The sequence below is a fragment of the Pseudomonas sp. 3296 genome (genome assembly GCF_031456615.1).
Classification (GTDB): Bacteria; Pseudomonadota; Gammaproteobacteria; order Pseudomonadales; family Pseudomonadaceae; genus Aquipseudomonas; species Aquipseudomonas mucoides.
The window spans coordinates 1-19,168 of sequence record NZ_JAVDUY010000014.1 but is presented as its reverse complement, the minus strand read 5'-3'; the positions used below and the strand labels follow the sequence as shown (position 1 = coordinate 19,168).

At 53.3% G+C, this 19,168-nt stretch carries 5 protein-coding genes and 1 pseudogene; all 6 read left to right on the top strand.

All coding sequences use genetic code 11. From position 1 onward, the window contains the following. Window positions 1-35: 35 nt before the first annotated feature. Window positions 36-1,031, top strand: coding sequence for an AraC family transcriptional regulator (locus tag J2X66_RS28720; RefSeq protein ID WP_310271657.1), 996 nt, complete (start codon window positions 36-38; stop codon window positions 1,029-1,031). 736 nt (window positions 1,032-1,767) lie between these two features. Continuing rightward, window positions 1,768-2,586, top strand: a complete 819-nt coding sequence (locus J2X66_RS28715; protein WP_310271654.1) for a SapC family protein — start codon at window positions 1,768-1,770, stop codon at window positions 2,584-2,586. 124 nt (window positions 2,587-2,710) lie between these two features. Continuing rightward, window positions 2,711-3,265 carry an invasion associated locus B family protein gene (locus J2X66_RS28710; RefSeq protein ID WP_310271652.1) on the top strand — a complete coding sequence of 185 codons (555 nt, stop codon included), beginning with the start codon at window positions 2,711-2,713 and terminating at the stop codon, window positions 3,263-3,265. Between the two features lie 321 nt (window positions 3,266-3,586). Continuing rightward, the gene (locus tag J2X66_RS28705; protein WP_310271649.1) at window positions 3,587-17,497 is read left to right on the top strand and encodes an autotransporter-associated beta strand repeat-containing protein; all 13,911 of its coding nucleotides are present in this window, start codon (window positions 3,587-3,589) and stop codon (window positions 17,495-17,497) included. Window positions 17,498-17,880: 383 nt separating this feature from the next. After that, window positions 17,881-18,053 (top strand): annotated as a pseudogene (locus J2X66_RS28700) (IS5/IS1182 family transposase); the annotation flags it as partial. 186 nt (window positions 18,054-18,239) lie between these two features. After that, window positions 18,240-18,845: a YdcF family protein gene (locus tag J2X66_RS28695; protein WP_310271646.1), complete on the top strand. Its 606-nt coding sequence runs from the start codon at window positions 18,240-18,242 to the stop codon at window positions 18,843-18,845. Window positions 18,846-19,168 lie beyond the last annotated feature (323 nt).

Below are 19,168 nucleotides of genomic sequence, written 5' to 3'. Positions count from 1 at the left end.
CGTTTCTTGCTAGTTTCGGAGTGATTGGATTACGCATGATCGAAGCCTATGGTGTCAGCGGACCCCGGTTCGCAAGACGCTTAGGTGTCCCCGTAAGAGCGCTCGAAAATCTCAATGTACGCTTGCCTGGCAGCGTCATTGATACGGGCTTCAGGAACGCCATGGCATTGATTGCGGATCCGGCGTTTGCTCTTCGCGCTGCGGAGTGTTGGCACCCATCTCATTTGAAAACCCTGGGTTATGCGTGGCTTGTCAGTGGTTCTCTTTATACGGCGTTGAGCCGCCTGGAGCGTTTTATATGCATCCCGGCGGGGCGCGCTTTATTAAAGTGCACTGAGACCGAAGCAGGGCTTTATGTTACCTACGACACCGGTCGTGGCGACACGGCGCTTGGGCATGCCATGGCCGATTTTGGCCTTTCGCTGATCATCTCCATGTGCCGAACAAACGTTGGTGGATCTGTGCATTTGCAATCGGTAAGTCTGAGGCGTCCGGCTCCCGCAAACCCAGATCCCTACCAGCGTTTTTTTAAGTGTGAGGTCACCTTTGGCGCGGAGCGCGACGGGTTTGTCTTGCCTTGGAAAATAGTCAATCGTCCCCTGCCAACCGCGAATGCAGAATTTGCGCAGATTTTCGATGACATTCTCGTCAGCGAATTGGCCCAACTGACGGGGGCTGACCTGGTGCACCGATGCAGACGCTTTCTGATGGATAGTCTTTCTTCTGGTGAGCCGGCTGAAGAGCGATTAGCCGAAGCCCTGTCCATGAGTCGTCGGACATTACAGCGCAAGCTTGCGGAGAACGGACTCAGCTACCGCGTTATTTTGGACAAAATTCGCCATGACCTCGCGCGTCGGCACTTGGGTTCCGATGAAAAATCATTAACCGATATTGCATTTATGCTGGGGTTTTCCGAGCAGAGCGCTTTTGCGCGTGCCTTTAAGCGGTGGCAGGGGGTTTCGCCTTCGGAATATCGAAGTCAGGGTGGGGCATTCTATTACGGGAAACCTGAGAATCTGAGCGCGCTGTGATAGTCACGTTGACAGTTAATTTAGATGACTTCTTGCGCGTTTAATTAGTATCAAGAAAGTTATGTTGCTAGCTGCGACCGTCAAAAACTAATGCCCAATCGAAGGGCAGTGTCAGTAGGGCCTATTTCAGTAAGTTTCATCTCGATATAGGCATTGTGAGTGCGTGCGGCAGTGCGATAACAATGACTGGCCTATAGGTGTTGCCGTATTTCAGCTGCTGGGATGCGAACAAATGTCGGCGGAGTCCTCTAGGATCGTGGGTTGCCCTGTATTCTAAGGAAGGCTTGAGTGAACTGAAGCCAGTGAGTTGATTTTTTACGTTGGCTGGTGAAGGTTCGTGATGAGGCATAAGGACAACCTCGCGTCGATCTGGCGCATTCGGTCTTGCGATTGGCGCAAACGATCCTGAAAACTGCTCTTAAAACTGAGAGTGTTGTAAGAAATATCTTGTGTGTATCTGCCGATGCTGAGACGTCTATTGGTGCAACAAGCTAGAAAAAAGGCCTTGGGAGTGGTTTTAGTTAAATTTTTCAATCGGCGGTGACCCGCGGATCGCAACATTAGCGTGAGTGGCGCGGCCTGATTGAGAAGTGATTGTATTGGTTGCAACTGGCTGGTATCTGGAGAGGTTTGCTCTTGTTGGCTTGAATGGAATGTGTGGCTTGTTATGAGTTTGTGAGCCTGTTTAATGTTGCCATTATTTTATATTTATTGATTTATTGTCTATGGTGTTTTTATGTCTAATTTGATGCTGCTGTATAAAAATGTTCAAGTGCTGTCCCGTGAGACCCATAAAGGCCTGCGTCTAAAGGAGGTTAATGATTGCTCCTTTGCCGCTAATACGCATTGGATGCCTGTGGCTGGGGCTGAGTTTTATGCGGCGGCTCGCAATTACCCAGTCGTGTTTGTGAGCGAGCTCGTGGGCGATGCTGAACAGATCACGCCGATCATTCTTGTTGGTCTGGAAGCTGGTCGTAACGATTTTGTGGATAGTGCAAAGCAGTGGGCGCCAGGGGTGTATGTGCCTGCCTTTGTTCGCCGTTATCCATTTGTGCTGGGCAGCAATCCTGGAGTGGAAGGTGGGTTCACCGTCTTGTTTGATGAGGCGTTTTCTGGTCTTAACAATCTTGACGGCCGTCCGCTGTTCAACGAGGACGGCACTAATGCTGTCTTGCTGGATGAAGTCCTAGGCTTCATGAACGGTTTTAATGAAGAGATGGAACGCACCCGGATGTTGGTGGTGCAGTTGCAGGCGCTGAACCTTTTGGAAAAGCGCTCTGCCCAAATTCGAGCGGCTGATGGTGCCGCCTTCGAAGTGCAGGACTTTTTGGTGATCAATGAAGAGAAACTCTCCGCGCTGACGGGCGAACAATTGGCCGATATGAATCAGCGTGGCTTCTTGGGGCTCATTTTTGCCCATCTGATGTCGCTGGCTAACCTCCCGCAACTGCTGGATCGGCATCGTGCCAACAAGGCCACCGAAGAAGTCGAGGCGGTCAAGTCGGTTGACGGAAAATCCGTTAAATCAAAAGCCAGCGCTGATAAGTCGGCCTGAGTGATCCATTAGTTCCCGGTCGCAAGACCATGACTTGCTTGAAAGCTTGTTGTCTGGGTTTGCGGGCAGTCACGCCGCTTTCCGGGAATAAATTTTAATTCCATTGTTATTTGTCGAGATTATTATGTTGAAGCACCTTTTTACTTTTGGTTTTATTGCTAGCCTGGGTTTTACAGTTGTTCCCGCTTTCGCTAGTTCAGTCGCTTCCGCTCCTCAAGAAACGGTTAGCACTACGACATTTGATAACTGGGTCTTGAGTTGCACTACTCGCGTCGATAAAGACAAGACCGTTAAAGGATGCGAAGCCCGCAGTAGTGTGATTCTTAAAGATAATAAAACTGAACAGCAGGGTGTCGCAGCTGTAGTAGCTATTGGTCGGGTCGAAGCTGGCAAGGCGCTCCAGGTCATGGTTCAAGTGCCTCTGGCTGCAGTGCTGAATGTGCCACTTCAACTAACCACCAACAAAGATAAAAACGTTGTTGATCTGGCCTATATCGCCTGTCAGGCACAAGCTTGTGCGGCGCGCGCTGATCTGTCGGCTGAACAACTGGCGGCATTGCGCGGCAGTGTTGAAAAATTCAATGTCATCTACGCCAGTCAAATTGGGCAAGCACTACAGGTAGAGGTTCCAACCAAGGGCTTGGCTGCCGCTTTGGATGCATTGAGCAAAAGTCTGTAACCGTCGCTAGTTAAAACCCTGAGCACCGCACGCGCGGTGCCAAGGTAGTTGGGTCCGGCGGTTTGCCTATTCCGTGGTTTGTAGTTGTCATCGTCAGCATTGTCTCGAGCATTTTCGTAATGCTTTCGAGGTTGATCAACAACTACATATCTCACTTTCGCGCTCTCCTTTGAACGGCGTTGTCTGCAATTCATCGCGCTTAATCAATGTTTAAGGGGGAGGGCTGTTCATTCAATAAACAATTCGGAATTTAACAACATGACAAGTCATGCGTCGCGCGCCATATCCTCGCCTCGTGGTGCCACAAAGGCCTTCCGTAAAATGCACCGTACGCCTTTGGCTGTGGCGCTATCCGTGGCAATAGGCTCGATGGCGGCCATGACTTTGATTGGTACTTCTGATGCGTTCGCTGTTACCACCACCTGGAATGGCGTCACAGATAATCAATGGTCCAACGCCAGCAACTGGTCCCCGGCAGGGGTGCCTAGTGCTGCGGGCATTCAAGTCCAGTTCATCGATGATGATGTAAACCTGAATGGTAAGGTCATTAGTCTAAGTGGCAGTAGTACCATGGGTACATTGCTAATTGGTGCGTTGGACAACAGTAGTACGCGTGCGTTTACCCTTAGCGGGGGTACCCTTAATTTTGACAACGCTGGTGCAGCGAGTCTTATTTCTCTATCCGGCAACCGTACGGTCACCATCAATTCGGCCATGACCAGCGTCGGTGATCTCAACTTCAATAATGCCAGTGCTTACGGCACCAGTATGATCCTTGGCGGCACCATTAATGGTGGAGGAAATAAGCTCAAGTTTGAAGTGGCAAACAACGCCAGCATCATCGCTGGTGGCATTATCAGCAACACAGCCGCCATCAGTAAGTCTGGTGAAGGTAAGCTTGTTTTAAATGGCGCTAACACTTTTGGCGGAACTTTTGATTTTCTCGCTGGCACCATCGCGATTGGTAATAACGCTGCATTTGGTACATCTACGCTGGCACTGGCTCTTGGTGGGAACCAGACGCTGGATGTCAGCTCCGGCAGCCGTACGGTGGCCAACAAGGTCACCTTGGGCGATACACTGAGCGTCAATGGCGCCGGTAACACGCTCACGCTCACTGCTAACCAAGCCAGCGTGTTGGCTGGCGCGATGACGTTCAATACCGCCAATGTCGCCACCCTAGACCTTGGTGCGAACTTCAGTTTGCAAGGCGTTGGACCCATTCTTAAGCAAGGCTATGGCAGCCTGGTGCTAGAAAGCAAAAACAATACATTCAGCGGCGGCCTCACAGTCTTGCAAGGCGTGGTCAAAACCGCCAGCTTCACCGATACCCTGGTCTTGGGCGCCAGTACGGGTATCAATCATATGGTGGGCACCGGCGATATCACGCTGAGTGATGCCTCTTCGCAATTGCTCCTCAATGGTACGGCTGCCTCCACCGTCCGGTTCGCGGGTGGCACTGTTCGTGTCACAGATGGTGCCACTCTTCAAGTTCTCAATGGTGCTACTACCGACTTTGCGGGCGGCACAATTGACTTAGGTAGTGGTAGCACCAAGGGCGCTCTAGGCTTCAGTGGCGCGGTGATTCTGGGCAACAGCACGTTTGCCAATGCTTCAGGTTCCACGATGACCATTGGCGGCAACCTAACGTTTTCTCCCGGCTCTACGATCGGGCAGTCGGGTGTAAACCTGGCCCTCAATGGTAGTGGGGCTCAAAGTATCATCGCCACCGGCGCGGTGACCGGTCTTCAAGGTTTCACCAAGCAGGGAGCTGGCACTGCCACTTTGGGCGCTGGTATTACGAGTTTTGAGGCGGCAAGCCTTTCGGTGTCGGGTGGCGTTCTCGACTTGAATACTGCCAATATCGTTACTCCGTTGCTCAACATGGGCAACGGTACGCTCAACCTGCATCGAATTAATCAGTTCAGCAATACGGTGCTAAACCTGACCGGCACCAATGCCAACCTCAACTTCAATGGTTATGATCAAGTCTTCAGTGGCGTTACCGGTACTGGCTCGGTCAACCTGAGCCTGGGTGGACTTTCTGCTGCCAGTAACACAATTAGTCTGGGCAACTTCACTGGAACTCCTACTGCCTTGCGCATAAGCGGTTGGGATGGCGACGTCAGCACCGCCTTTGATCATGTCACTGTCAATGGCTCACTCAGTGCCGACCAGCTGAAAAACGTCTGGTTCCAGGGGTATGGAAAAGGGGCTGCTCAGGTTGGTGCTGATCTTATGCCTAACGTTAACCTATCATCAGAATGGAACGGGGTCGGTGCAGACAGGGTGTGGGGAAATGGCTCTAATTGGGTCACCAGTGACGGGGTGACAGGTGACGTATTTACAGTGCCTGACCATGCAGGCTCGACTGCTACTTTCGCAAACTTGGCTGGCAGTCTAGCAGGGATCACTATACAACTAGGCGGAGTTAACCGAACGATCGGTAATCTGGTTGTTAGTTCGTCAGCGACGCCTAGTGGTAACGCTATGACTTTCTCTGGGGGGTCAGTAATTTTTGATAGTGGTGCCATCGGGAAACCTGCCACTTTGGTAAGCGGTAACGCATGGCAAACATTCACCTCACCAGTAATATTGAACAGCGATCTGAGTGTTGCTAATTCGAGTTATCTTTATTTTTCAGGAGGGGTTGGCGGTTCCCATGATCTAATAGTTAATGGTATTGGTACTTTCACTATTGGGTCAAATAATCCGTCATATTCGGGTGGTGTCTATTTAAACAGTGGGTCTTTGAATTTTTCCGCCGGTGACCGTAGCGCGCCAGTAGGCACTGGGGTGGTACACATAGCGGGTGGTCGAATCGACTCGCGCGGGATGATTTCTTTGCCCAATGTGCTCGATATTTCCGGGGGGTTCACGACACAAGGTATTCGTTTTACCAATCCTGGTGACACCAATTTATCGGCTGTGTATAACATTACCGGTGCGGGCCTCTACGCCGGAGTTACTTCTCCTTACAATGCCATTTTTGATTCCGGCTTTGTCGGTATAGGCGGGCTGGCGGTTAGCGGGAATTCCGTTGCCTTGCAAAGTGCGAACAGCACCTTTGGTGGCGGCCTGACAGCTACGGGGGCTTTGTATTCGGACCTTGCTAGCAGTTTGACGATAGGTGTGCTTGATCGCGGCCATAACTACTTTGGTTCGTCCGACATTAAGGTTTTTTCCAACGGCGCTTTTATTAGCGTTAATAGTGCTGGCAATAGCGGTCGCTTGGACGGCTCTACTCTTTCGTTAGTCAGTGGTGGTCAATTTAATTTTCTGGGAGGCGGCACGTTTACTCTGGCAGGTGGAACAGTAGACGGTGGTACTGGTCAACGAGGCAATCTTCTTGTTTCTGGTGATTTGATATTTGGTAATACTGTGTTTGTGAATAGCCCAGGTATCGTTGTTAACACGGATACTAACCCCCGCGGAGCGCTAACAATATTCGCCACTAATGGCGGGAGAATTACTGGGGTTGGACCTTTTTACAAGAAGGGTGCTGGTATAGCTACGCTTGATAATAGCGTGATCAGTTTAGGTTCAAGCAATTTTTATTTTAATTCGGGCATCTTGCGTTTAGGTGCTGACAATCAGTTGATCACAAATGCGCCCTTTATACTCAATGGTGGCGGGGTGGATGCGAATAATCATTCTCAAGTCTCCTCAAAGCTGTTTTTGCGCGGGTCTTCGTCTCTGTTGCTCGGTGATATCGGAGGGTTTACCTTTAATAGTGTTGGCCTGTCTGCAGCCGACTGGACGCCTACAGCCATATTGTCTATCCAAAATAATGGCCAAATATTTTTAGCAAATAATTCAGATGGGTATGTGCGCTTTTCAGTCAATCCCAACTTAACCGATGCCCAGTTGGCCAATGTCGCTTTTACCGGCTATGAGGCGGGATCCCTGCTAAGTTACGCGGGTGGATTTTGGTACTTGCTGCCTTCTGCTGTAAGGACCAATGAGTGGTCAGGTGGCGGCAGCGCCAGCGCTAATTGGGGAAATACAAAAAACTGGTTGGGGGGCCTCGTCCCTGATGCGGTAGGAGATAGTGCCACTATCCGCGATGCGGACTCCAACCTGACTGGTAAAACAATTAATGTAGATTCGACCTACACCATTGGACGTCTTAGCATTCAAAGCAGTTCGAATCAGTCCTTCACAGTAGGAGGGGCTGGGACCTTGGTTTTGAATGGTGGTGGTAGCGTGGCAATGCTTCAGCATGCTGGGGTCAACACCGCCAATCTGTCGACGAATTTATCTTTGGCGGGCGCGACAACCTTAAACTCGTCGGTCGCTTCAAATTTGGGTTATCTCGACGTGACGAGTGTGGTCAGTGGCGCGGGAGGCTTTACTAAAACAGGTTCCGGAGTAGTGAGAATCTCCGGCGGTTCGTCCAACTCATACGCTGGGGGGTTTCTATGGCAAGACCCTTCGCTGATACAGATCAATGCGAATGGGTCGCTGTTCGGCACTGGGGGCCTCACCATAGGCGACGGCAGCGGTAGGACCTACTTCCTCGAAACTACCGGTGGAAGTCATACGGTCGACGGTGCACTTACCTTGGCCGGCAATTTGACACTCCGGAAGGACACTGCGTTAGGCGTCACTGTCGGTGCCGACATCGGTAACACTCACCGGTTGACGTTTGGCGGTCCTATTACGCTCGGGAGTGGAATTCATGGCCTCGACATTTATAATTTTACTAGCCTAGTCGATACGGTTAGTTCAAACGAGGTGAGTTTATCGCTAGCCGGTAACATTGGCGGGGCAGGTGGTATCAAAAAAACCGGATCGGGAACATTATTTATCGACGGTTCCAATAACTTCTCTGGTGGCTTTGACCTTAGTCAGGGTAAGGTGTTTTTTTCGCAGGATAAAGCGTTTGGGGTTGGGCTGCTAACTATAAGCAATACCAATGTCGCTTACTACGCCATGCTCGCAGCTACTGGTGGTACTGTTAACGCTCCCTTGATGGTAAATAATCAGCTGGCTCTTTCGGGGTCTGCTTATTTCACGGGTGTCATGAGCTTTAATTTTAATGGAACCTCTAACCTGAATGGGAGCGTTGGGCTCGCCCAAACTCAGTCATCGAGTTTGATTGTTTTCGGCAAAGATCACATATTGGCTGGGGCTGGTCGCTTGCTTCGCGGTCTAATCGGGCAATGGACTTCATACGGTACCCTGCGTATGCAGGGGAACAATACCTATACTGGCGGCACTAGTCTGTTACTTGGAGGCGTAAACCAAGTCGGCGTCGATTCAATTACGGATGTTGCTGGCAATTTAGTAAGTGGTGCATTTGGGACGGGAATTGTCGATTTGGGTGGCACTATTGCTGCTTATAGCGATATAGGCAGCGGTATCACCAGTCGTCGTCTCTCCAACGCAATAACACTTGCGGCGAATAGTTTTCACTTTGGTTCAGCGGGAGATGCCACCAAACTTATATTTGATACCTCGACGATCGCCACGCGCGTCGGTAAAAGCGATTTGACGATTGACGGCCTTGGCAATTCGACTCTACAGATTGCTTCACAATTAGTGGATGTGAACGCTTCGACTGCTGGCGGCATAACTCTGACTGGCAGCGGCGTGCTGTCACTCACAAATGGTAATAACCAACTGACTGACGGCATTCGTGTGGTGTCCGGAACTTTGCTGGCTGACGCCTCAGGCGACGTCACCACGGGGCGCTTGGATATCGGTCACAACTACCTGGGTAGTGGAGCTCTGGTACTCGACGGCGGCAACACCAACATTTCAACTGTCGATGGCGCGAACGTGAGACTTTCGGGTTCCGGCATGGCTATGAGCAATGCAGCCAGTCTAAATGTGCTGGGCGGCGCCAATATCAAAACGATATTTGATGGCAATTCCGCATTCACCGGCACGGCTACGACTGGTGCGATCAGCACCTCCGGCGCCTTGATTAAAATGGGCGATGGGACAACCACCAGTGTCGGCGCAAGGCTGGTCACGCCTTCCCTGAACTTAAACAGCGGCACCTTGGCGTTGACCAATGCCAACTTAGTCGCGGGTGTGGGCACACTCAACTTGAATGGAGGCACACTGGCTACGGGAGGGCTGAACCAAACGTTCGGAGCCGCCACCCAACTGGTGCTGACAGCGGAAAGCCACCTCGATTTTGGCCTTGGCGCAAGCAAAGTTGTGATCGGGAGCCTTAAGCTCTCGAGCGACGGTATGTACGTGGGCAGCAGTTCCCAACTGTTGAACTTGGATAACTGGAGCGGGAATGCCGCGTCCGGGGCAGGGGCGGATCAGATGGTCGTGCTCAATGGCCTGACGGCTGGACAGCGGCTTTACAACATTTGGTTCACCGGTGGTTACACACAAGGGGCCAAGACCATCCTGAACAGCAACAACCAGCTGGAGTTGGTGCCGATGGGCACTGCGTTCACTTGGGACAATCGAAATCAGAACTCGTTGTGGGCGTCCTCCAACTGGGCAATGCCGGACGGCTCCGCGGCGCCAGGCGCCCCGAGTGCGGCGGGGGATGGTGCGGTGTTTGGCAACCAGGATACAGGTCTAAATGGTCGCACCATTTCAACCGGTTCGGGCATGACGTTTGGTTCGGTATCCTTCGAAACCTCGGGTAGCCCGGCGGCCTTTACCTTGGCAGGCGGCGCTATGACGTTGAGCACAGGTGATGTGAATCAGGCGGCAAACATGCGCCTGATCAACAGCTCGTCGCCTACGATCAACAGTTCAATTAACCTTGGCAGCAACTTGGTGATTTCCACTGGCGGCAGCGGAGTGCTGGCACTTAACGGTGCGATCTCCGGCCCGAATAAGACCGTGATTGTGAATAATAGCGCTAGCGGCGCGTTAGCGTTGAACTCTGCGGGTTCTAATTTTACCGGTGGGCTGACGCTCAACAGTGGCAACTTACAGATTGGCGCGTCCAGCACGCTGGACGGTTTGGGCGGCGTGCAATCCGGCCCGGTCGGCATTGGCACGTTGGCGCTTAATGGCGGCACGGTCACTGCAATGGACCGGGCTCAAACAATGAACAATGCCGTTGCCCTGCAGGGAAATATTACGATTGGCGGAAGCAACGCTCTGATATTGGGCGGCTCCACCGGCGCGACCGGCAATATCGTCAATGACACCCACCTCAATATTGCCGACGTGAACGGCAACCTGACCTTTGGCGCCAACCTACCACTCACCGGTAGCGGTGCGCTGACCAAAGACGGTGCCGGTACACTCAACTTCAACAGTACGTCGAACGGGTTTAGCGGCGCGATCGCGGTGAACAGCGGCACGCTTGGCTTGGGCGCCAACGATGGCTTTGGCTCGGGCGCTATCTCGTTGGCCAATGGGACGGTGCTGGTCGCGAATGCTTCGAACATCGCTGCCGGCAATGCGATCCAGTTGGCGGATACGGCGACCATCGACACCGGTATCAATAACTTGGGCCTTAACGGCGTGATTTCGGGCGCTGGAGTGTTGACCAAGGTTGGCACCGGCACTCTGACACTGGGTGGTAGTTCTACCTATAGCGGTGGTACCACCGTGTCCAGCGGCAACGTGATTGTCGCTAACGCCGGGGCACTAGGTACCGCTGGCGCGACATTGGCGGGTGGCACCAACCTTGACCTGGCGTTCAGCAGTGGTTCTCTTCTGAATGCTTTGAGCGGTACCGGTGGCTTAAGTGTCAGTGGCAGCAATGTGCTAATCACGGGCAATAACAGCACGTTATCCGGGGCGGTCAATGTTGTAAGCGGCGCCTCGGCGCGGATCCAACAGGCCGCCAACATTGGTTCCGGTTCTCTCAATATAGCCACTAGCGGTCGCCTGGATATTGCTCCTGCCAGCGGTGCTTTTACACTGAATAACCAGCTGAGCGGTGTTGGTAGCCTCCACGTCGGCATGGCGACCAGCGTTGACGCCTTCCATTTCGGCAACAATGCTGCAAACGGTTTTGCTGGCACGATGGATATGACCCGCGGCCTGCTGACGGTGGACAGCAACGCAAGCTCCGCCCTGGCGGCGGCTACTTTGCAGTTAGGTAGCGACAGTACAGCCATGATTGATGGCAGCCAGCACGTGGGTAACGTCATTCTGAACGGCGGTACGCTCAATGCGAGTCAAAACGCCTTGGCAGGTACCGGCCAAGTGTTGACTACCAACACCTTCACTGCGACGTCAGGGAGCGTCACACTGGATACTGCGGCTTTGGGGGTGAGCGGCATCCTCAAGGCTGATGACGGAGTGATTACCCAGTTGGTATCGGCGACCTCGGTACTGGGAAGTGTTGCCAACCTTACGTTGGTTGATGCTAGTGGCAATGCGCTGGGGACTTCCAGTCAGCAGGTCATCACTCAAGGGGGGAGCGCCGTTGCACACGCCACATACCTGCAGGGCTTGAGCACTACGGGCGTCGGGGGGGCAGGCTTGTACGCTGATTATAAGCTGATGGAGCTGGACCTGCAGTCCGGTCAGACTTTGGCACTGGACGCCAGTACGGCCACCGGTACCGATGCCGAACTTAAGGCCTTGGTGATCGGCACAGGCTCACTGTCGTTGTCTTCAGGCGTGGGCCCGGGCCAATCGCTCACCATCAGTAATGCGAATAACAAGTACAGCGGTAGTACCACTGTTGCAGGTGGCGTTGTCAAGGCAGGTGTGGCTGACGTGTTTGCCTATACAGGCAACATGATTGTTAGCAGTGGCGCCACGCTAGATCTCAATAGTTTGGCCAACCAGTTGAACAACCTGCAAGGTAGCGGCACCGTGCTCGCATCCGCTGCGTTGACCGTCAACAACACGGAAGCCAGCACTTTTGGTGGCATCATCACCGGTAGCAGTACGCTGACCAAGACCGGTAATGCAGTACTTACCTTGAGTAACGCCAACAGCTACACGGGTAACACAGTTGTCACCACTGGTGGATTGACGCTGTTGAACGCACAAGCCCTTTCCACTGGTAGCGTGAGTGTTTCAAGTGGCAGCATCACGACACTGGCGTTTGACAATGCCACCTTCGCCAACAGCTCCAGTGGTGCCGGTACCGTAGCCATCACGGGTGAGCATGTTCGACTGGGCGCCCTCAATACCCTGAGTGGCCTGTGGGACATCACCGGATCGGCTGAAGTCACCTCCGCTGGCAACTTGGGATCTGCCCAAGTGAGCCTCAATGGCAGCAGCAGTTCGCTGAATCTGGCGCCGGTCACGGGTGGATTTGTCTTTGATAACGTGCTGACCGGCAACGGCACCTTGATTGCCGCGATGGCCACTAACAACGATGCATATAGCTTCGGTAGTCACGTTGGCAATGCGTTCACCGGCATGCTCGACCTGGCTCGAGGCTCCCTCGATTTGTCCGGTGCGACGACTGCTGGACTAACTCACGCAACCCTGCGTATGGATGCAGGCAGCACTACGGTCGTGGGATCGGGTGCGCAAGCCATTGGCAGTCTGATCTTCAATGGCGGTACCGCCGTATTTGACGCCACCGTCCCGGCACAGGTGACCGCCAACGGCGTTGTCATTGCCCAGACGTTGGACCTTTTGGGTACCGGTCTTGTACAAATTACCCTGCCATCGAGCAGTGGCACACCAAGCTTGCCGAGCGTTGGCAATAACAATCTGTTGACCCAAGATGATGGCGGCGGGCTCACTAAGTTAGCGAACGGTAACACCCTGCTAGGCACCGCCGGTGGCCTAGTATTGATCGACAAGGATGGCAATGCCATCAGCGACAATCAGCTTGTTGCGATCGGCGAGGGGGGAGTTCAAAAAGCAACTGGCACCTACGACTACCGCCTGAACACCGGCATTGCCAACGACGGCCTGTATGTCGCGTATGCATTGAAGAACATCGACCTGTTGTCCGGTCAAACGCTGTCCTTGGCCCCGGACGCTGGCGCCGTTGGTTTGGCGCAGGACCTTTCCGCTTCGGTCTCCGGCAGTGGCAACCTTGCCATCGACGCCGGAGTTGGATCCACCTTGAGCCTGTCCAACGGCATCAACAGCTATACCGGCTCGACCACGGTCGAAAATGGCACGCTGAAACTGGGCAATCACAACGTCCTGGGCAAAACCAGTGAGTTGCATGTGTCCAATGGTGCCACCGTGGACATGAACGGTAAGAGCCAGCAGGTCGGCCAGCTCATCACCGATGCAGGTGCGCATGTTACCGTTTCTGGCACGCTTACCATTAATGACGCACAGCGTCTGGCGGGTGTGCAGGGTGGGGGTGGCCTCAATGCCAATACTTTGTTTGGCAATGGCAGTTTCGTGATTGACCCCTCGATTGTGTACGTGGATGGCCAGCAGGCGGGCTATACCGGTGCCGTCAGCGTCACGGGCGGTTCGCAATTGATCATGAACAATGCAGGCGCATTCGATAATGCCAGCGGCATCAATTTGGTCTCGAGTGGCGATGTGGCCACCTTTGGCAGCGCTGCAGCGTACAACTCGGCGTGGACAGCCCTACCAGTTGGTGTGGCGAACGTAGGGTTCTCCGGTCTGGGGCTGATTGAGCTTCGTGACCGTTCCGACATTACCTTGGCGGGCAACAGCAATGGCTTTGCCGGTAGCTTCGACATCGGCAGCGGTTCTGCGTTGCGTGCCGGTGCTGCCGCTAACCTGGGTACTGCCAGCATTACCAATGCCGGTGCGTTGGAGATCAATACTGCCACCGACTGGGCGCTGATTAATAGCATGTCCGGTGCTGGATCCTTTACCAAGTCTGGTAGCGGTACCGTGAGCATTGACATTGCCAACACCGGCATGACTGGCGCTACCAGTATCAATGGCGGCACGCTTAAATTGACCGATGTTCATGGTGTGGGCAGCGGTGATGTAACGGTCGCGACCATTGCGGGCGACAGCACTCAAGGACTCGACCTCGCGTTTGATAGTGCAGCCAGCTTCGGTAATGTGCTGTCGGGCAGCGGCACTACGCAAATTAGCGGTACCGGCGTGACCACTATCAGTGGCGTAAATAGTGGTTATGTTGGTCAGTGGGAAATTTCCGGCCAAGGGGCGCTAACGACTTCATCGACCGTCAGCGATCAAAATTTGGGCGGCGGGCTGGTGAACATTACTAGCGGTGGCGTATTAACTGCCGCCACCAGCGGTGACTTCGTCTTCAATAATGCCCTGACCGGCGCTGGCACTCTGAGTGCCAGTAATAATCATGGCGCGTTCAGTTTCGGTTCGGGCGTAGGTTCTGCTTTTGCAGGAACGGTTAACCTGGTGGATAACACCTTTGACTTGGTGGGCAGCAATAGCATGGCCCTAACCAATGCTTCGTTGATCCTGGGTAACGGTAGTGTCACCACGGTAGGGGCAGGCACCCAATCTATTGGCGGTTTGAGCTTTAATGGTGGCACCGCAATTTTTGATGCCAGCGTACCCGCACAAACGGTCGCCGAAGGCGTTATCGTTGCGCAGCACCTCGATTTGTCGGGTACCGGCACTGTTCAGGTTAAGGTGCCAGCCAATGGCATGGACAATCCGGTGCCGGATGGTTCCGCTAATCTGCTCGATCAGGACGACATGGGTGTACTCACTCAACTCGCCCAGTTATCGATTGGTGGCAACATCTTGGGTAGCGGTGCCAATCTGATCTTGCAAGACCAAAATGGCCAGCGCTTGTCGGCGGCCAAAACCATTGGCATCGTCCAGAATGGATCGCAGATTGCGACGGGGACGTACGACTACCGTGTGAATACCGGTACTGCCAACGATGGCTTATATGTGGCCTATGCGCTGCAGTCCTTGGATGTAGTCGCTGGCGAGAGCCTGATTCTGAGCCCCAATGCCGGAGCCAACAGTGCGGGAAGCGATTTGTCGGCTCAAGTTACTGGTGATGGCGGTCTGACCATCGCGGCTGGAAATGGTGCCTACGTTAGCCTGTCCAATGGTGGAAATAACTATAAGGGGGCAACGCAGGTTCAAAGTGGCCTGTTGCGACTGGATGCTTCGGATGCGCTGGGTAACACCGGTCGATTGGACCTGATAAAGGGTTCCAGTGTCGATTTGAACGGTTATGCACAAACCATCGGGGAGTTGACGAGTGCAGACGGTACTACGTTGAACCTGAACAATGGCGGCTTAACGATTACCAATGGCGGTACTAGTCAGGGTCGAATGTTCGGTGCCGGCCAATTGAACTTGATTGGCGGTGTGCTGGACATCACGGGCAGTAACGCCAGCCTCAGTGCCGCCGTTGCGATCGATGCTAGTGCAACGGTCAACCTTAATGACGTCGGTGGACTAGGCACTGGCACGCTCGCCAACGCTGGCAACTTGAATTTAATTGGCGCTATCGGCGATTTTTCTAACGCTGTTTCTGGCACTGGGTCGGTAAATCTGACTCAGAATGCAAATGTCTCTCTCAGTGGCGATAACCGCGATTATGCAGGCCGATTCAGTATTGACAGCGGCAGCACATTGACCGCCACGCAGGCGCAAGAGCTGGGTTCTGCCGAGTTAGTCAACGCCGGTACCGTCGAGATCAACACCTCCACAGACTGGACATTGATCAATGCTGTAAGCGGCTCAGGTGATCTAAGCAAACTTGGGGCGGGCACGCTAAGCGCTGGTGACGCGCTGACCTACACCGGCGCGACCTTCATCAATGAAGGCACCCTTGTGGTCGGTGACTCGCAGAACCCTGATCGAGTTTTGGGTGGTGCTGGTGCTGGCGAAGTGACTGTCTCGAGTTACGCGAATCTCGCAGGTTTTGGTAGTGTTACGGGGCACGTCACCAACAATGGTGTAATCAGTGCTCTGAACGCATTGCCAGGCTTTAGCGATGCCCCCGCGGGCAACTTCACCTTGGCCAACGGTGTCACCAACAACGGTGTGATCAACTTGGCCGGTGGCTCCATCGGTAATACCTTGACGGTAAAAGGTGATTACTTCGGTATCAAGGGGGCCGTAATCCTGAGGACCGACATGGGGGGTGACAACGCTGCAACAGATAAACTTATCCTGGATGGCGGCCATGCCTCCGGCACCACTGGCCTGGTCATTCGACATGGCGCTGGCGAAGGTGCGCGTACTAATCAAGGGATTCAACTCGTCGAAAGCAGGAATGGAGCGACAACCGAGAGTGACGCCTTCACCTTGGATAGTCGTTCCGACGGCTTCCGTCAGGGAGCAGGGACAATTTCATCGGGCGCCTTTGATTACAGACTCAAACGCGGAGGCGATAACGGTGCAACTGAGAGCTGGTACCTGGTCAGTTCTACAAGCCAGGAAACGACTTCGGAGCAACCTTCGGAGCAGTCCAGCGAACCAGAATCAGCGCCTAGCGTTGTCGCTTCAAACACCTACAGGCCGGAAGTTGGAGCGTATCTGAACAACAAGCTGTTTGTGGACACCATGCAAATACATACTTTGCATGACCGCATCGGTCAGTTGGGCAAGGACAGTCAGAATGGCGGTGAATCTAGCAGTTGGGCGCGTATTGAACGCTCAAACTCCAGTCGCGATGGTGCCGGTAACCTGAAGGACAATGACAACCGTTACCTCCTGCATGTAGGTACGGATTTATTGGGCGGTAGTGATGGCAAAGATGGCTCCTACCAAGTGGGCGTGATGGGCGCTTCGGGTACTAGCAGTAACAGTTCGCACAACGACAGTGTGAGCGCCAAAGGTAAGGTCACAGGCTATAGCGCCGGTGTTTATGGCACTTGGTATGGTCATCAGGACAGTCATACCGGGCCGTACGTGGATACCTGGATGATGTTTGGTCGATTCGAGAACGAAGTCAAAGGCCAGGGGCTGAAAGAGGAGCACTACCAGTCACATAACCTTTCGACCTCGGTGGAAGCGGGATATGCCGTGCCGCTGGGCGATGGTAAGAACATTGTGGTGCCTCAGGCTCAGGTCATCTACTCCGGCAGCCGTGCCCATACACATGTTGAGGAGAACGGAACCCAGGTCTCAGGACTGGGCTCGTCCGATTTTACTACGCGCTTGGGGGCTCGCTGGACTCAGGACGTTGACGGTCGCGGCCTTCAACCGATTGCCGAGCTGAACTGGTGGCACGGGCCGAGTACCCAAACCATGACATTTGATCATGACAGCGTGCGGGAAAAATTGCCGCGTGATCGCGCTGAAATGAAATTCGGCGTTAGCGGCAACTTATCGCGAGACACTAGTCTATCGGCGACCATGGGCGCACAGGTAGGCGGTCAAGGTTACATGGTTCGCACTGCGGAGGTGACGTTGAAGTACGATTGGTAACACCAGTCTGAAGTAAGCTGTATAGGTGCCACCCCTTGGGAGGGCGTTAATTAGATGGTTACCTCCACACCCTGCGAAGTTCGCTTTCGCGGGGTGTTTTTATTTTTGGCAGTTATCATTATGGTAAGGGGCCAGCGAACACACCTTATCGGCCGGGAGCTAAAGGAGTGTTCGCCGGCCCTTTGCCGCTGATCGCCCAAGTTGATGGCGCAAAGTGTCCAGTTTTCTGAAAAATCATTATTTAGACTTGGTAGGCCAGAAAGTCATCGATGATGCGATTGCTGGATGAAATGATCAATTAAACGACGACGAGGGAAACTCTGAAAAAGACTTCCATCTCTGGTGAAATACTCGCCTCACACGATTCGAACGGTTCAGCCCCGGTGAAACAGATGCCCTTCGCCGATGCCGAGTATTCGGCAAACGTAAGCAGACCCGCCGCGAGCGCTTCCTGATCGAGATGGATCAGGTGGTGCCCTTGAAGGGTTTGATTACCTTGATCGAGCCGCATTATCCGCAAGGCGAAGGTCGTCCGGCGTATCCATTGATGGTTATGCGGGCCGATCGCCCTAAACAGCACGATAAGAGGAAAGAACAGTGAATTAATGACAGGAAATGGCTGCTTTTCGGCCGCCTTGGAGTTTTTTGAACCTCAAGCGGCAAGGACACCAAAAAGCGCTGGCTTACTTCAGACCTACCCTAAAGACTATCTCTTACGCGCCGCTGTCAGAACGGAAAACGAATGTCGCTGTCAAAATTATTGCCATCAGTACTTATTGGCTCCTGCGCCCCTCCAAAAATGCAAAAAATCATGGCTTTAGTCGGTATTTTCGCCATGCTTTTTGGGGGGATCAGTATTCTTCTCCTACACTATTCAAAAACTTGGCTTTTTACGGAGGTTCGACTACCGCATGCTGAATGGATCATTGTGCTTGGCGGTGAATCCGGACAGCGAGTGATCGGTGCCGCTGAACTTTTCCATAAAGGGCTTGCCCCGCGCATCCTAGTCTCTGGCGACGGGGACTGTACTCTCATCGCTTCACGACTCGAAATGTCAGGAGTGCCCAGTGAAGCCATTACGCTAGAGTGTGAGTCGCGAAACACTTATGAGAATGCGCAGTACGCGCGACAAACGCTCACCTCTTCACATCCTAATCGAATTATGTTGGTTACTTCGTGGACGCATTCAAACCGTGCGCTGTGCCTCTTTCGGAGGGCTTGGCCGGAGGTAGAGTGGGGAATTCATAGCGTTTATTCTGGGGATAGCTTGAGAAATACTTTGGCTATTTATGAAGCAGGCGCGGTGATAAAAGAGTATCTATCCAACACTTTGTTGAGCTGCTGGTAAGGGAGGAGCATCCAACCCATCTGCTGACAAGATCGCCAAGTTGGCTGACTGTGGTGTTGCGACGGTGTACAGAATCAAGCGGAAAACAATGGCAGCCTGATACGGGTTGCTACAGCGTCACTCCTGGTCAATCTTGGGGCTACGTGCCCCAACTTATTTGTGGTGCCCTTTGGGCGTTTTTGGGCAAGCCCGCTGTTCGATGCTAAGCACCACCCGAAAAGCCACTAGGGAAACTCTGAAAAAGACTCCCAAGTCTGCTGAAATACGCTTGCCCCACGAACTGAACGGTTGAGCCCCGATGAAGCAAATATCCTTCGCCGATG